The following is a 16,845-nucleotide window of genomic DNA, read 5'->3' on the forward strand; positions in this document are numbered from 1 at the left end:
CCTAAAATCCCTTTTAGGTCAAGTTAAAAACGCTATTTCTTCCCATTTTATTTATTTTTTTAGGAGTTGTAACGTACTAAAACAGCCCAAGCATTCTCACCCGTGTGAGTTTGAATAATAGAGCCCGTTTCCAAAACTGAAATAGGCTTTTCAACATAAGCTTGTAAGCTTTCTTTCATCTCTTTTGCCCAATCAGCACTACCAGAATATGAAATTCCAATCTCTGCTACAGAACGTTCAGAGAGCGATGTTATCAGTTCATCCAACCATTTTTTAAAAGTTTTAGCTCCACGACCTTTAACTATTGGCTGCAATTCATGGTCCTTCATCTGCATGACAACACGTATATTGAGAAGTGAGCTCAACAATCCAGTTACACGCCCAATTCGTCCACCTTTAACAAGGTTTTCCAAAGTCGAAACGCCAATATAGAGTTCTGTGTGGTTTTTAACCTCTTCTACATGAGATAAGATTTCCTCCAACTCTTTACCTTCTTGCGCTAATTTTGCAGCCTCAACAACTTGGAATTTCAAGGCTTGGTCAGTGAAGGAACTATCAATAACTGTTACATCGGCAGTAGATAAGCTAGCACCTTGACGTGCCGCTTCTACAGTGCCAGAAAGGGCGTGAGACATATGAATAGCAAGAATCTGGCTACCATCTTTGCATAGGTCTTCAAAAACTTCAGCAAAGACACCTACAGGTGGCTGACTTGTTTTTGGAAGATTCTTACTTTCTTGCATCAACTGAAGAAATTTACCTTCTTCTTTCAAATCCGCATCAGAATAGACAACATTATCAATCATTACAGATAACGGAACAACAGTGATATCTAATTGTTTTACTAGTTCAGGTTCAATAGTAACAGATGAATCGGTTACAATCTTAATTTTTGTCATAGTATCAATCTTTCTATTTTAGGATTCAGATTGGTTTTCTTACTTTTAATTATATCAAAAAAAGATTAAAAATCCTAATGGAGTCATTCAAATTTTCCTTAAAAATTTGATATAATCTACTTATAAGAAAAGAGGTCCCTATGATTAAAAAAATTTATCCCATTTTAACCATTTTACTAGGTGCTGCTATCTATGCTTTTGGTCTAACTTATTTTGTAGTTCCTCATCATCTCTTTGAGGGAGGGGCGACAGGTATTACCCTCATCACCTTTTATCTTTTTAAAATCCCTGTTTCTCTCATGAACCTGCTGATTAATATTCCCCTTTTCATCCTAGCTTGGAAGATTTTTGGAGCAAAGTCCCTCTATTCTAGTTTACTAGGAACCTTATCCTTGTCCGCCTGGTTGGCCTTTTTTGAACGTATTCCCCTTCATATTGATCTTCAAGGTGATTTACTAATCACTGCCCTTATAGCTGGGATTCTATTGGGAATTGGTCTTGGAATTATCTTTAATGCTGGAGGTACAACTGGTGGTACTGATATTGTAGCTCGTATTCTCAACAAGTACACTCATATATCAATGGGAAAACTGCTCTTTATCTTAGATTTTTGTATTCTCATGCTCATTCTCCTAATCTTCAAGGACTTGAGATTGGTTTCCTACACGCTCTTATTTGATTTTATCGTTTCGCGTGTCATTGATTTGATTGGCGAAGGTGGCTACGCAGGTAAAGGATTTATGATTATTACCAAACGTCCTGACCAACTTGCTAAGGCGATTAATGATGACCTAGGTAGAGGCGTTACTTTCATCTCAGGTCAAGGTTATTATAGTCAAGAAGATTTAAAAATCATTTACTGTATTGTCGGAAGAAATGAAATTGTGAAAATGAAGGAAATGATTCATCGAATTGATCCTCAAGCCTTTATAACTATTACAGAAGCTCACGAAATCCTTGGAGAAGGATTTACCTTTGAAAAAGAATAAAAAGAGGTCTTGTAGTGACCTCAAAAGTTAGACTACATCATCTATCTTTTGGGTTACAGACAACCTCTTTTTTAATTACCCAAACTCTTAAGACCAATTTCGAGCTACTTCTTCATCAGCCTTTAACTGATCCACTAATTGGTCAACTGAGTCAAATTTGGTCATATCTCGAATACGATCAAGCCAATAAACCATGACGGTTTCCCCATAAATATCTTGATTAAAATCAAAAATATTGACTTCAAAACGTGCTTCTTCTCCATCAAAGGTCACATTTTTTCCAACACTAGCCATAGCGCGATACTTCTGTCTTTGAATCTCAACATCAACAACATAAACACCATCTGCTGGCATATAAGTACGGTCTAAAAGTACCAAATTAGCTGTTGGATAACCAATCGTACGACCACGAGCGTTACCATGAACCACCATACCTCTGGATGGAAGCGGTGCCCCCAAAAGTTCTCCTGCTTCTTTCACATTGCCATATAAAATAGCTTGACGGATACGAGTTGAACTAATCTTTCCTTTCTCATCTTCTACAGGTGGGACAATGATAACTTCTCCATCAAAGTAATTCTTTAAATCTTCTGCCGTTTTTTTGTCAGAACCAAATGTATAATCAAAACCTGCAACAATAATTTTGGCATTCATAGCCTTGATATAAGTCGCAAAAAATTCTTCTGCTGTGAGACTAGCAAATTTGCTACTAAAATCAAGGAGATACAATTCTTCTACACCTTCACGCTTTAATTTTCTCTCACGTTCAGCAGGGTTCAAAATATGCAAAAACAAATCCGGATGATAAGGCTCTAAAGCAATCTTTGGAGATTCATTAAACGTCATAACTACGATAGGCAATAAATCCTTTCTCGCAGCCTTATTGGCAACACGAAATAGTTCTTGATGTCCCTTATGTATACCATCAAAATAGCCGAGAACAACGACCGAATCGGATGGTGTGCCAATATCTTTTTGATTTTTTATAGGAATAGTAATAATCATAAAATAATTATATCATAGTGATAGCTATTTCTGGAACAGAAAATCTGAAATGTCGTTTTTTTAACCTGAAGTGTACAATTTTAGAAGAATTATGTTTTTACAATCAGAAAAACACATCATATCAGCTGCTTAAAACTTGATACAATGCGTTTTTTATGAAAAGATTTAATGGGTTTTCTAACAAAATGAATTTCCAGCAGTATTTCCACTTTCTATTAATAAGTTCCTTCTTCACCTTGACTAGTCAAGATAACAGGACCATCTTTCGTAATCACGAATTGGTGTTCATATTGACAAGATAGGCCACCGTCAATGGTCTTATGCGCCCAACCGGTCTTCATATCTGTATCGATTTCCCAGTCACCTGTATTGATCATTGGTTCAATAGTCAAGACCATTCCTTCACGGAGACGAAGCCCACGACCTGCAATACCATAGTTAGGAACCATTGGTTCTTCATGCATAGTTGGGCCAACACCATGACCAACCAAATCACGCACTACACCGTAACCACGACTTTCAGCGTATTCTTGAATGGCTGCACCAATATCACCAATACGGTTCCCAACAACAGCTTGCTCAATCCCCTTATACATGGCTTCTTTAGTTACATCCATCAGATTTTTCACTTCTTCGGACGGTGTACCAACAGCATAAGCCCAACAAGAGTCTGCTAGGCCACCAGAATAGCTCTGAGTGTATTTTTTCATTTGTTCAACATTGTTGAAGTTTAATTTTGAGACATTCAGGTCAGATTTCGCAATTGGACCTCCCAAAACCATATCAACTTTGAGCAAATCACCATCTTTCAAGATATAGTGACGAGGGAAAGCATGAGCCACTTCATCATTAAGAGAGCAACAGGTAGCATAAGGATAGTCCATCATGGTACCATCAACCCCAATCTGAAGTGGAAGGAAATTTTCTTCCTTGCAACGACGTCGGACATACTCTTCAACTTCCCACATATCTACGCCAGGCTTAATCAAATCACGCAAGCCAATATGGATACTTGCTAAAAAATCACCGGCCTTATCCATAGCTTCGATTTCACGAGCTGATTTTAATGTTATCATTTTTTCTCCTAGTTTCTAATTAATTTTAACGGTTATATTAGCTTTTGAAACAATCTGATGACCATGATAAATATCGTAGTCAATAATAGCTGATCGTCTAGTATGATGGATAATGCGTGCTTGAATGCGTAGTGTATCATCAATCTGAACAGCCTGCAAAAAGTAGATCAGCATCTGCTCAATAATAAGATTACGACCACTATTAACAACTAAATCTTGGGTCATGTGGGTCAGAATTTCTGCCAATACACCATTAGCCAAAACTCCGTTTTTCTCAAGCATAAAGGGTTCCACTGTAATCACTACTTCATCATGGTGATAAGAAAGTTTTTGACCAATCTGCTCAGAAAAAGTCGGTAGAGCAGAAACTTGGGAACGACTCATCTTCTCCATGACATCTCGTCGTGTTACAACTCCAAGCAAGGTTTGATTATTCCGAACAACCGGTACCATTTCAAAGTCTTCTGCAATCATCCGTTGACTCACATTGGCAATATTTGTCGATAATCCAACCAAAAATAGACTACGAGACATGACCTTATCAATTGTAGTACTTGGTGACTTATCACCAGCATCTCTCATAGTAACAACCCCAACAACGACCTGATGTTGATTAATAACAGGGAAACGGCTGCTACGATTCTTACGAACCAAGTCCAAATAATCTTTGACTGTGTCTGTTTCCCTCAGAAAACCATACTCATGACTTGGGCGATAAAGTTTCTCAACTGTCAGAATATCAGTCTTGATTTGTACATTTGACAGGGCTTTATTGATCATGGTCGCAATGGTAAAAGTATCATTCTTGCTTCTCAGAACAGGAATCCCTTTTTGATTGGCCAGTTTAAGCACATCATCATGAACCTGAAATCCACCTGTAACCAGAACTGCATTTTCATTTTCCAGCGCTAATAATTGAATACGAGTCCGGTCGCCAACAATCAAGAGTCCCCCATCATGAAGGTAAGATAAAATATTTTGCTCAGTCATGGCACCGATTGAAAACTTACTAAATTCTCTCTCTAAACCTTCTTGTCCAGCCAGAACCTCAGAAGAGGTCACTTCAGCAATTTCAGCAAAAGTTAATCTCTCTATAGCAACTTTCTGAGATTTAACACGGATAGTACCACTTCTTGGGCGAGTCTCTACAATTCCACGGTTTTCAGCTTCTTTTATGGCCCGATAGGCCGTTCCATCACTGACTCCTAGATGGTTGGAAATGCTTCGAACACTGACCCTTTTACCAACCGGTAATTCTTCCAAATAACTTAGAATTTCTTGGTGTTTACTCATTAATTTCTCCCTTTACAAAGCGAAACTCAAGATAATCCCGCATTTTTCTTGTGTAGCGATCACTTCCTTTAAACTGACGGAACAATCGAAATCCAGACTTAAGAGCAACTTTTTGGCTTGCTTCATTTTCAAGGTGAGTAATGATGGATAATTGTTTTAAACCAAATTCCTCAAAAGAAAGCTGACAAAGTTTTTTAGCAACTTCTGTCATAAAACCTTGAGACCAAACATCTTTTCTCAAAAAATAACCAAGTTCTGCTTCTTTTTTAATTTCATCTAGCTTTTCAAACTTAATTGAACCAATCATTTTTTCAGTTTTCTTGTCACAAATAGCCCATACACCTAAAGGAGCCTTCATAAAATAATTGGCCAGTGCATATTGACTCTCTTCCAAACTAGCTTGACTTGGAAAAATGAATTGTAAATTTTCTGGATTTGAAGCTATCTCATGGAAGTCCTGACTATCACTAAAAAAGAAAGGACGCAAATACAAGCGATCCGTTTCAAAAAAAGAAAACATTGCTAATTTGGTCCAAATATTCATAAACACCTCTACGGTTTATTCTTCAACAAGTGTAATATCCGCTCCTAGATTACGTAATTTTTCAATAATATCTGAATAACCACGTAAGATGAACTCAATATTTGTAATTTCAGTTTTACCTTCAGCCATCAAACCAGCAATGACAAGTGCGGCCCCAGCTCTAAGGTCAGTAGCTTTTACATTTGCTCCACGTAAACTACGTCCACCGGTATATAAGATATGGTCATTTGTAGTCGTAATATCTGCATCCATCTTTGCTAGTTCATAAACATGATTTACTCGTTTTTCATAAATGGTATCAATAATGGTACCACGCCCCTCTGCTGTTAACAAGAGAGGAGTAATTGGTTGTTGTAAGTCAGTAGCAAAGCCTGGGTAAGGAGCTGTCTTAATATTGATTGCTTTCAAATTAGACTGTTCTTCGACAAAAATACTGTCTTCAGATACAGTCATTCTCACTCCCATTTCTTCCAACTTAGCGATGAATCCCTCTAAGTGTTCATAAAGAACATTATTAATACGAATTCCCTTACCAACTGCAGCAGCTAAAGAAATATATGTTCCTGCTTCAATACGGTCTGGAATCACCTGATGACGCGTTCCATGTAATCTGTCAACACCATCAATAATGATGATATTGGTTCCAGCACCACGGATATGGGCACCCATATTATTCAATAGAGTAGCAACGTCAATAATCTCAGGTTCACGGGCTGCATTTTCAATAATAGTACGACCATTTGCTTTAACCGCAGCAATCATCGTATTGATCGTCGCACCCACACTAACCGTATCCATGTAGATACTTGCGCCGTGAAGTCCTGTATCTTTGGCAGATAACTTCATGTTATCTCCCTCGTAGCTAACAGTTGCTCCCATAGCTTCAAAAGCCTTAAGGTGTAAGTCAATAGGGCGAGGTCCCAAATCACATCCACCAGGTAAACCAACAGTAGCTTCACCAAAGCGACCTAAAAGACTTCCATAAAAATAATAAGATGCACGAAGACTATTGATTTTCCCATAAGGCATTGGAATATTTTGAACACCTCTTGGATCAATCTCTAACACATCGTCATAACGCTTAACAGTAGCCCCCATTAACTCCATAATTTCGACAAGACTAGCAACATCGGAAATATCTGGAACACAATCCAAAGTCACCACATCATCTGCCAAAATAATAGCTGGAATCAAAGCTACTACACTATTTTTTGCGCCACTAATGGTAATCTCACCTTGCAGAGGCAAGCCACCATTGATAACAATTTTTCTCATTTTAAATTTTTTATACTCTTTCAAAATTTCTAAAAAGGTCCTACGTTAAAGTATATCATAAATTCACCCTTTTTTCCATCATTTTCAATTATATTAGCTGAATCGTATTTATTAGTAAATGAGCTGTCTTGAAATGTTTTGCCCCCTAAATACAAAAATAGCCCTTCGGATAAAATCCGAGGGGCTAGAAACGTTGTCAAATCAACGGCCGAACTTTTGAATTTCATGGTTCGGGATAAAATAGTTCACTGAACTATTTTATTTTTTAAGGTTGTAGAATGATTTCAATCCACGGTATTCAGCTACTTCACCAAGTTGGTCTTCGATGCGAAGCAATTGGTTGTATTTAGCGATACGGTCTGTACGTGAAAGTGAACCAGTCTTGATTTGTCCTGCGTTAGTTGCAACTGCGATGTCAGCGATTGTTGAATCTTCAGTTTCACCTGAACGGTGTGATACAACTGCAGTGTAACCAGCTTCTTTAGCCATTTCGATAGCTTCAAAAGTTTCAGTAAGAGTACCGATTTGGTTAACTTTGATAAGGATTGAGTTAGCAGCACCTTCTTGGATACCACGTGCAAGGTAGTCAGTGTTTGTTACGAAGAAGTCGTCACCAACAAGTTGTACTTTCTTACCAAGACGTTCAGTAAGAGCTTTCCAACCATCCCAGTCGTTTTCATCCATACCATCTTCGATAGTGATGATTGGATATTTGTTAACCAATTCTTCAAGGTAGTCGATTTGTTCTGCAGATGTACGAACAGCAGCGCCTTCACCTTCAAATTTAGTGTAGTCGTAAACTTTACGTTCTTTATCGTAGAATTCTGATGAAGCACAGTCAAATCCGATAAATACGTCTTTACCTGGAACATATCCAGCAGCTTCGATCGCAGCAAGGATAGTTTCAACACCGTCTTCAGTTCCTTCGAAACGAGGAGCGAATCCACCTTCGTCACCTACGGCAGTTTCCAAACCACGTGATTTAAGGATTTTCTTAAGAGCGTGGAAGATTTCAGCACCGTAACGAAGAGCTTCTTTAAATGTTGGCGCACCAACTGGCAAGATCATGAACTCTTGGAAAGCGATTGGAGCGTCAGAGTGAGAACCACCGTTGATGATGTTCATCATTGGAGTTGGAAGAACTTTAGTGTTGAATCCACCAAGGTAGCTGTAAAGTGGGATTTCAAGGTAGTCAGCAGCAGCACGAGCAACAGCGATAGACACACCAAGGATTGCGTTTGCACCCAATTTACCTTTGTTAGGAGTACCGTCAAGAGCGATCATAGCACGGTCGATAGCTTGTTGATCACGTACATCGTAGCCGATGATTGCTTCAGCAATGATGTTGTTTACGTTGTCAACAGCTTTTTGTGTACCAAGACCACCGTAACGAGATTTGTCACCGTCGCGAAGTTCAACTGCTTCGTGTTCACCAGTAGAAGCTCCTGATGGAACCATACCACGTCCGAAAGCACCTGATTCAGTGTAAACTTCTACTTCAAGTGTTGGGTTACCGCGTGAGTCTAGGACTTCGCGAGCGTAAACATCAGTAATAATTGACATTTTTTACTCTCCTTATGAGTTAAATTTTTTACACCTCTATAATACCTTAAAAGCCCTCCTTTTTCAAGAAAAAACGTTATCTTTGTGCAAATTTTCCTTAACTTTATAAAGTAATCGCTTTCTTTTGTCTGTTTTATTCTAACTTTTATGATATACTGTTTTTATGACAGATTTATCAAAACAATTACTTGAAAAAGCTCATGGTGGCCCAAAATTAAATCCAGATGAGCAAAGACGCTATCTTGGCACTTTTGAGGAAAGAGTTCTTGGATATGCAGATATTGACACAGCAAATAGCCCTCAGCTAGAAAAAGGCTTTTTATCTATTTTAGAAAACCTTCAGGAAAAAGCAGAGCCACTATTTGTGAAGATTTCACCAAATATCGAATTTGACAAGCAAGTTTTCTACTTAAAAGAAGCTAAAGAAACTGATAGTCAAGCTACCATTATATCTGAAGAGCATACTTCTTCTCCTTTTGGCCTGATTATCCACACCAATGCACCAGTACAAGTAGAAGAAAAGGACCTTCGACTTGCTTTTGCAAAACTTTGGGAAGTTAAAGAGGAAGAACCATCCAAAGCATCCTTATGGAAAAAATGGTTTGGCTAAATCTTGCGCATATTTAATAAGTTCCCGATATTGGCTGCCGTGCGTTCCAGATAGAGACTGGCATTTTTCAAACTATCTTCTAAAGGTTCGCTTTTCTCTAAAATAGAAAAGGCAGCTTGGATATTTTCAAATGGTAGGGAAGGTAAATCTTCAGCAAGACTACCACAAATAGCAATGACAGGAACTCCGACAGGGGTTCTTTTTGCTACGCCTATCGGCGCTTTACCTGCTAGGCTTTGACGATCTAGCCTTCCTTCTCCTACAACAACCAAGTCAGCATGTGAAATTTTCTTATCAAAGTTGATTAAGTCCAGGCAGGTATCAATTCCAGACACGATATTTGCCTGAGCAAAGGCACACAAACCGCCAGCAAGGCCTCCCCCAGCTCCTGCTCCTTTAATTTCCAATGTTGCAGGGGAGACTTTTTCATAAAAATCTTGGATTGCCTGATCTACGACTGCAAACATAGTAGGATGTAAACCTTTTTGTTTGCCAAAAGTGTAAGTCGCACCTTGATAACCACACAAGGGACTCGTGACATCTGCTAAAATACGAATTTGAACACCTTCAGGAATTTTATAGAGATTTTCTGTTGAGATAGAAGCTAAGTTTAATAAGGACTGACCGCATGCAGGCAAGACATTTCCATTCCTATCATAAAATTGATAACCTAAACCAGCAGCGATCCCAATTCCTCCGTCATTACTGGCCGTGCCACCAACGCCGATATAGATTTCTGTAATCCCTTTAGCAATGAGATGACGAATCAACTCTCCAATACCACAAGTTTGGATTTGAAGTGGATTTCGTTTCTCTAGCGGAATTTTTTCAAGGCCAACCAAGTCGGCAACTTCAAATAGTGCCAGTTGACTTTTTTGAAAATAGCGCATGGCTTCTTTTTGTCCAAAAGGTCCTGTCACTTTGATCCATTTTTCTTCAAGGTCAAGAGAATGTCGAATGGAATCTACTGTACCTTCTCCCCCATCACCAACAGGGCAGAGGAGACATTCTACATCTGGTATCGATTGTTGGAAGCCTCTTTTTATTGCTTCAGCTACCTCTTCAGCTGTCAAGCTCTCCTTAAATGAATCTGGTGCAATTACAATCTTCATATTTTCCCTCATTCTAAATACTCAATCAAAGGAAGAACTTCTAAAAAATCTCTCTTATCAACATGATTCGATATTTCTTTTTTAAGCACTTCTTTGGCACAAAAAGCAATTCCCAGTCCTGCTGACTTCAACATTAATAAGTCATTAGCCCCGTCACCGATTGCAACAGTTCTTTCTTGAGGAAGTTTTAGTTCCTCTCTCCATTTTTCCAGAGTCTCTTTTTTGATCTCGGGATTGATAATTTGTCCAACTAATTTTCCTGTTAAAAGACCATCTTTGACTTCAAGTTGGTTGGCAGAGAAATAGGAAATACTAAGGAATTTTGCTAATCTCTCAACTATTGGTGTAAAACCACCGGACACCAGACCGACTAGGATTCCATTCTTTTGGAGAATAGAGATAAATTTCTGGGCATTTGGCGAGAGATGAATGGAGTTGAAAACTTTCTCAAATACAGAAACAGGAAGACCTTCCAATAAGGAAACTCTTTTTCTTAAACTGCTGTCAAAGTCTAACTCTCCTCTCATTGCCCGACTTGTAATCTGAGAAATTTCCTCCTCACGACCTGCCTCTCTACCCAAAAGATCAATCACTTCTTCTAGGATTATGGTTCCATCAACATCCATAACACACAATCCTTTTACTTGAAGCATCAGTTCTCCTCTCTAAACAGCCCAAAAATCGTATGAAGTCATCATACGATTTTATCTATTAATTAACTAAACTATGGTACAAATCAAGGTATGACCTGCAGGCTGTATCCCATGAGAAATCACACTCCATAGCTTGTTTTTGTAGATTTCTCCAAACATCAGGATGGTTTCTATACAAGTCCAAAGCTGTTTGGAAAGTCCAATTTAACCAGTAAGGAGATAAATTGTCAAAGCTAAAGCCAGTACCGCTTCCTTCGATTGGATTAAAGGCTTTAACGGTATCTCGCAAACCACCAACTTCATGGACCAATGGCAAGGTTCCGTAACGCATAGCCATCATTTGAGACAAGCCACATGGTTCAAAACGACTTGGCATGAGGAAGAGATCACAAGCAGCGTAGATTTCTTGAGCTAGTTTGACATCAAAAGTAATATTTGCTGATAGCTTGTCTGGATATATTTGAGCAAACCATGAGAAAGCTCCTTCAAAGGCTGGATCACCAGTTCCCAAAAGAACAATCTGAACATCATTTTGCAAGATATGGTGCAGACTTTCCACCACCACATCAAAGCCTTTTTGACGTGTCAAACGAGAAACAATTCCCACAAGTGGAACATCAGCCCTAACGGGTAAGCCAACTCTTTCTTGCAATTTTGCCTTATTCTGGGCTTTACCAGACAAATCTTCCTGATTAAAATGATAGTCTAAAAGGGCATCCGTCTGAGGATTATACAGGTCAGCATCAATCCCGTTCACGATACCAGAGACCTTGCCAGATTCCATTCGAAGAATCTGATCCAAGTTACATCCAAACTGACTAGTCATAATTTCATGGGCATAGCTAGGCGAAACGGTTGAAACACGATCCGCATAGAGAATACCTGCCTTCATCCAGTTCAGACAGTTGTTCCATCGAAGGGTGCCATCAGCATAACGCTCAAAGCCAACTCCAAACAAATCCCATAACATTCCTTCTGAAAATTGTCCTTGGAATTCCAAGTTATGAATGGTTAAAACTGTTTTAATGTCCTCATAGGCTTGAATCCAACGGTATTTTTCTTTCAACAAGAAAGGAATCATAGCTGTATGGTAGTCATGAACATGGAGAAGATCAGGAATAAAGTCAATCCTTTCCATAGCCTCAATGGCAGCCAGTTGGAAAAAGGCAAAGCGTTCTCCGTCGTCAAAATCACCGTAAACATGACCACGGAAGAAATAGTATTGGTTGTCAATAAAGTAGAAGGTTACACCGTTTAAGACGGTTTTCTTAATTCCACAATACTGTCTGCGCCAACCAACACTCACCTCAAAATGAAGAACATCTTCAATCTGATTTCCAAATTTAGCCTCTACCATGTCATAGTAGGGTAAAATCACTGCAACTTCATGTCCCGCTTTTACCAGTGATTTAGGAAGAGCGCCAATGACGTCTCCCAAACCACCTGTTTTTGAAAAGGGCGCACCCTCAGCTGCTACAAATAAAATTTTCATGAATGAATATCCTCTGTTACTTTGCTACCTTTCTTAATGACGACTGGATGTTCTGCAGTTCCACGGATCACAACTCCATCCGCAACTTCAACGCCCTTGTCCAAGATAGCATATTCTACCTGAGCACCTTCTCCAATAACAACACGAGGGAATAAGATGCTATCTTTAACCAAGCTATCCTTATGGACATGAATATTACGTGATAAAACAGAATTAGCCACTTGACCTTCAATGATACTACCAGAGGCAAACTGAGAAGTGCTTACCTTAGATGTATTAGCATAATAAGTTGGCTCTTCGTTTTTTACCTTTGTGTAAATCTTTTGGTTTGGAGTAAAGAGAGAGTAGAATTTTTGAGATTCAAGCATATCTTTATTAGCTTGGTAATAAGACTCTACAGAATGAATATTTGCCAGATAACCTGTGTATTCGTAGGCAAAAGCCCCTTCTTTTGCAGCCAAATCTCGTAAAACATAGCGCAATTTCTCTGGATGATCTTTTTTAGCTTCTTCTTCTAAACGTTCAATCAACCACGGTGTATCAACGACAAAGATATCTGTGGACATATTGTAAACTTCATCTGTTGATTTGCTATCAAAGAGTTTATGAGAACGGACATGGTCTGTTTCATCCATTTCCAAGATTGCATTTACTTCTGAAATATCTTTTTTAGGCAATTTTTTATAAACTACAGTGATTGGCCCTTTAGTTGCGTTATGTAGGTGGAATACTTGGTTCAAATCGATATTAATCAAAACATCACAGTTAAGTGAAACTGTTTGGTTTGATCCAGAACGTTTCAAATAAGTAAGAAGCTGCTGGTAGTATTCTTTTCCAACTGTACTACTTTCCACACGGGTATTGTAAATACCTAGATAGTAGTGGCTAAGAAGAGTTGACAATCCCCACTCACGCCCTGAACGGATATGGTCAAAGACTGAACTGATATTGTCTTGTTGGAAAATACCGAAAATACTACGCACACCAGCATTAGCAAGACTTGAGAGCGGGAAGTCGATCAAACGATATTTACCACCAAATGGCAAACTAGCTACTGGACGGTGGTCTGTCAGTGTTGACATATCATGAAAACCAACTGTGTTTCCTAAAATGGCAGAATATTTATCAATCTTCATCTGTTGCTACCCCCACTACTTCATCATATCCTACAACTTGTACTTCTTCTGTTCCATCAATTTCGACACCATCAGAAATAACTGCACCTTCACCAATAATGGCACGTTTGATTTTAGCTCCCTGACCAACAATTGCACCACTCATGATAACTGAATCTACTACTTCTGCCCCTTCGCGAACTTGCGCACCTGTTGAGAGGATAGAATGTTTAACAGTTCCATCTACGAAACAGCCATCAACAACCAAGGAATCTTCCACGTGAGCATTTGCCCCAAGGAAGTTTGGTGGTGAAATTAAGTTTCTTGAGTAAATCTTCCATTGACGGTTACGGCTATCCAAGGCATTTTCTGGTGAAATATATTCCATGTTAGCTTCCCAAAGAGACTCAATCGTACCAACGTCTTTCCAGTAACCATTAAATTCGTAGGCATAAACACTTTCACCTGACTCAAGGTAATTTGGAATGACATTTTTACCAAAGTCTGACATATCTACATTGCTCTTTTCAGCAGCGACTAACATATTACGAAGGCGTTGCCAATCAAAGATGTAAATACCCATAGAAGCTTTGGTAGATTTAGGTTGAGCTGGTTTTTCTTCAAATTCAACAATGCGATTGTTGGCATCTGTGTTCATAATACCAAAGCGGCTAGCTTCTTTCAGAGGAACATCAAGAACTGCGACTGTCAAACTGGCATTATTATCCTTGTGAGACTGGAGCATATCATCATAATCCATTTTGTAGATATGGTCCCCAGACAGAATCAAGACATACTCAGGATTGACACTGTCGATATAGTCGATATTTTGGTAAATAGCATGACTAGTCCCTTCGAACCAACGATTTCCTTCACTTGCAGAATAAGGTTGAAGAATAGAGACACCAGAATTGATACCGTCTAGTCCCCAGCTTGAACCATTCCCAATATGGTTATTGAGAGCAAGAGGTTGGTACTGTGTAATGACTCCAACATTGTTGATGCCTGAGTTGGCACAGTTTGAAAGAGCAAAGTCAATGATACGGTAGCGCCCACCAAATTGCACAGCTGGTTTTGCAATGCTTTGAGTGAGTTTACCGAGACGAGTTCCTTGCCCACCAGCAAGAATCAAAGCTAACATTTCATTCTTCATTTTCTACTCCTTTTTGATTTTTACTTGTGACGGTTTTAGTAGGTTTCAAGCGACGTTTGATTTTCCAAATACTTGCTCCCATAGCTGGTAGGGTAAAGGTCAAGGTCTGCTCATAATCTTTCCATAGTCCTTCTTGCGTTTGCACAGTTTGATTATGTTCTTTCCAAACGCCTCCCCACTCCTCTAACTCAGTATTCCAGACTTCTTCGTAAATCCCTGCAACAGGAAGTCCGATTGTAAAATCTTTTCGTTCAACAGGTGCCATATTAAAGATACAGACTAACATATCATCCTTCTTTCCTTTACGGATGAAGGAAAGAACACTCTGGTCTCTATTATCCGCATCGATGATTTCAATGCCATCATAACTAGTATCAATTTCCCACAGACAGCGGTGGTCTTTGTAAAACTGGTTTAGCTGAGAAGTGAAATACTTCATCTTAGCATTCATTGGATCTTCTAGGTTAGACCACTCCAACTGTTCTTCAGATTTCCATTCTAGGAATTGCCCATATTCACTACCCATGAAGAGCAATTTCTTACCAGGGTGACAAATTTGGTAAGTGTAGAGATTACGCAAGCCTGCGAATTGATTATAACGATCTCCCCACATCTTGTGCATCATACTCTTCTTGCCATGAACCACTTCATCGTGTGAGAATGGTAAGAGATAGTTCTCCTTGAAGACATACATAAAGCTGAAAGTCACCAGGTTAAAGTCATATTTACGATAAATCGGATCTTCTTCGTAGAATCGGAGGATGTCATTCATCCAACCCATATTCCATTTATAGTCAAATCCTAGACCATCTGAATCCTTAGTGTCAGTAATCTGAGTAGCTGATGAACTTTCCTCAGCTATCATCATAACGTCTGGATGAACTAGTTTAATCACATCATTCAAGCGTTGAAGGAAATAATAACCTTCATAGTTGAGATTGCCACCATCTTTATTAGGTGTCCATGGAGCATCATCGTAGTCAAGATAGAGCATGTTGCTAACCGCATCCACGCGAATACCATCTAAATGATAAAAATCAATCCAAAACTTAATACTAGAAATCAAGAAAGACTGGACTTCATTCTTTCCAAGGTCAAAATTGAGTGCTCCCCAACCGTAGTTATGAGCCTTATTATGGTCTTGGTATTCAAAAGTCGGTGTTCCATCATAATAGGCCAAGGCATCATCATTGATAGTAAAGTGACCAGGTACCCAGTCTACAATAACACCTATATTGTTTAAGTGACATTCCTCAACAAAATCTTGAAACTCTTCAGGACGACCATAGGCATGCTCTAGAGCAAAGTAACCCATAAGCTGATAGCCCCAACTCAAACCTAGTGGGTGAGACATCAGGGGCATAAACTCAATGTGAGTATAATTCATCTCAACCAAGTAAGGAATGAGTTCATCTTTCAATTGAGCAAAACTATAGGGGCTGCCATCCGGATTTCTCTTCCAAGAGCCAGCATGAGCCTCATAAATATTGACAGGACGCTCTTCAAAGCTCAAGCGTTTTCTACGGGCTAGCCAGAGGCCATCCTTCCATTTCTTTTCTGGAATATCTGTTAAAATAGCACCAGTCCCAGGTCGTGCCTCATATCGTACAGCCAAAGGGTCAATCTTCATCAGCTGATGACCATTTGAACGTGTGATATGGTACTTATAAATTTGGCCTTCTTGAGCAAGACTGGTAAAGACTTCCCAGACTCCAAATTCATTCCGTTCCATCGGAATTTGATTTTCAACCCAATTGGTGAAATCCCCTACCAAGTGAACAGCCTGAGCATTAGGCGCCCACACACGAAAAGTATAGCCATACTCTCCATTTTTTTCTTCCCTATGAGCTCCCAGATAGTGCTGGAGGTGAAAATTTTCACCTGTCATAAAGGTTTTTAAAGCATTATTCTTATCCATACACCCTCCTAATTCTGTAAGCGTTTTCTATAGATTTATTATACTACCTTTTTAGGGAAGATTCAAGTAAATTACGGAATTTGCAAAAAAATCTTTTGAAAGTCTTCAACAAATTCACTGATGTGTTCACTTGTAAATCAAGAAATTT

15 protein-coding genes are annotated in these 16,845 nt (G+C 39.0%); 2 read left to right on the forward strand and 13 right to left on the reverse strand.

The window, feature by feature from the left end; translation table 11 throughout:
* Window positions 1-59 precede the first annotated feature (59 nt).
* A complete protein-coding gene (locus tag TZ91_RS04005) occupies window positions 60-899 on the reverse strand; it encodes a DegV family protein (protein WP_000161409.1) in 840 nt (279 codons plus the stop codon).
* Window positions 900-1,039: 140 nt separating this feature from the next.
* On the opposite strand from TZ91_RS04005, the gene TZ91_RS04010 reads away from it, so the two are divergent.
* Complete coding sequence (locus TZ91_RS04010; RefSeq protein WP_033687022.1) at window positions 1,040-1,888, forward strand: YitT family protein; 849 nt, start codon at window positions 1,040-1,042, stop codon at window positions 1,886-1,888.
* A gap of 87 nt (window positions 1,889-1,975) precedes the next feature.
* Here the strand turns inward: TZ91_RS04010 and TZ91_RS04015 are convergent, their stop codons facing one another.
* The 6 genes from TZ91_RS04015 to eno form a co-directional block, all read right to left on the reverse strand.
* Complete coding sequence (locus TZ91_RS04015; RefSeq protein ID WP_033687023.1) at window positions 1,976-2,893, reverse strand: bifunctional riboflavin kinase/FAD synthetase; 918 nt, start codon at window positions 2,891-2,893, stop codon at window positions 1,976-1,978.
* 215 nt (window positions 2,894-3,108) lie between these two features.
* On the reverse strand, window positions 3,109-3,969 hold the full coding sequence (locus tag TZ91_RS04020) for a methionyl aminopeptidase (protein WP_033687024.1): 861 nt from the start codon (window positions 3,967-3,969) through the stop codon (window positions 3,109-3,111).
* A 15-nt stretch (window positions 3,970-3,984) separates the two neighbouring features.
* Complete coding sequence (gene spxR / locus TZ91_RS04025; RefSeq protein ID WP_033687025.1) at window positions 3,985-5,262, reverse strand: CBS-HotDog domain-containing transcription factor SpxR; 1,278 nt, start codon at window positions 5,260-5,262, stop codon at window positions 3,985-3,987.
* On the reverse strand, window positions 5,255-5,806 hold the full coding sequence (locus tag TZ91_RS04030; protein WP_033687026.1) for a GNAT family N-acetyltransferase: 552 nt from the start codon (window positions 5,804-5,806) through the stop codon (window positions 5,255-5,257). Before TZ91_RS04030 ends, spxR begins: the two co-directional genes overlap by 8 nt.
* A gap of 15 nt (window positions 5,807-5,821) precedes the next feature.
* Window positions 5,822-7,081, reverse strand: a complete 1,260-nt coding sequence (locus TZ91_RS04035; RefSeq protein WP_045597109.1) for a UDP-N-acetylglucosamine 1-carboxyvinyltransferase — start codon at window positions 7,079-7,081, stop codon at window positions 5,822-5,824.
* A 258-nt stretch (window positions 7,082-7,339) separates the two neighbouring features.
* Window positions 7,340-8,644, reverse strand: a complete 1,305-nt coding sequence (gene eno / locus TZ91_RS04040; RefSeq protein WP_000022813.1) for a surface-displayed alpha-enolase — start codon at window positions 8,642-8,644, stop codon at window positions 7,340-7,342.
* 163 nt (window positions 8,645-8,807) lie between these two features.
* Here eno and TZ91_RS04045 point away from each other — a divergent pair, with 163 nt between their 5' ends.
* Window positions 8,808-9,254: a DUF1694 domain-containing protein gene (locus TZ91_RS04045; protein WP_033687027.1), complete on the forward strand. Its 447-nt coding sequence runs from the start codon at window positions 8,808-8,810 to the stop codon at window positions 9,252-9,254.
* Here the strand turns inward: TZ91_RS04045 and TZ91_RS04050 are convergent.
* From TZ91_RS04050 to glgB, 6 genes are read right to left on the reverse strand one after another with little or no spacing between them, the layout of a single operon-like run.
* Window positions 9,251-10,366 carry a glycerate kinase gene (locus TZ91_RS04050; protein ID WP_033687028.1) on the reverse strand — a complete coding sequence of 372 codons (1,116 nt, stop codon included), beginning with the start codon at window positions 10,364-10,366 and terminating at the stop codon, window positions 9,251-9,253. The genes TZ91_RS04045 and TZ91_RS04050 overlap by 4 nt on opposite strands.
* Window positions 10,367-10,374: 8 nt before the next feature.
* A complete protein-coding gene (serB, locus tag TZ91_RS04055; protein ID WP_033687029.1) occupies window positions 10,375-11,019 on the reverse strand; it encodes a phosphoserine phosphatase SerB in 645 nt (214 codons plus the stop codon).
* Window positions 11,020-11,077: 58 nt separating this feature from the next.
* Entirely contained in the window at window positions 11,078-12,511 is a 1,434-nt protein-coding gene (gene glgA, locus TZ91_RS04060; protein WP_033687030.1) for a glycogen synthase GlgA, read from the reverse strand.
* Window positions 12,508-13,647 (reverse strand): glucose-1-phosphate adenylyltransferase subunit GlgD, encoded by a 1,140-nt coding sequence (gene glgD, locus TZ91_RS04065; RefSeq protein WP_033687031.1) that lies wholly within the window; start codon window positions 13,645-13,647, stop codon window positions 12,508-12,510. Before glgD ends, glgA begins: the two co-directional genes overlap by 4 nt.
* On the reverse strand, window positions 13,637-14,779 hold the full coding sequence (locus TZ91_RS04070) for a glucose-1-phosphate adenylyltransferase (protein WP_020902830.1): 1,143 nt from the start codon (window positions 14,777-14,779) through the stop codon (window positions 13,637-13,639). Before TZ91_RS04070 ends, glgD begins: the two co-directional genes overlap by 11 nt.
* Entirely contained in the window at window positions 14,769-16,697 is a 1,929-nt protein-coding gene (gene glgB, locus TZ91_RS04075) for a 1,4-alpha-glucan branching protein GlgB (RefSeq protein ID WP_033687032.1), read from the reverse strand. The genes TZ91_RS04070 and glgB overlap by 11 nt, the downstream gene beginning before the upstream one ends.
* Window positions 16,698-16,845 lie beyond the last annotated feature (148 nt).

The organism is Streptococcus mitis (genome assembly GCF_000960025.1).
GTDB classification, from domain to species: domain Bacteria; phylum Bacillota; class Bacilli; order Lactobacillales; family Streptococcaceae; genus Streptococcus; species Streptococcus mitis_DH.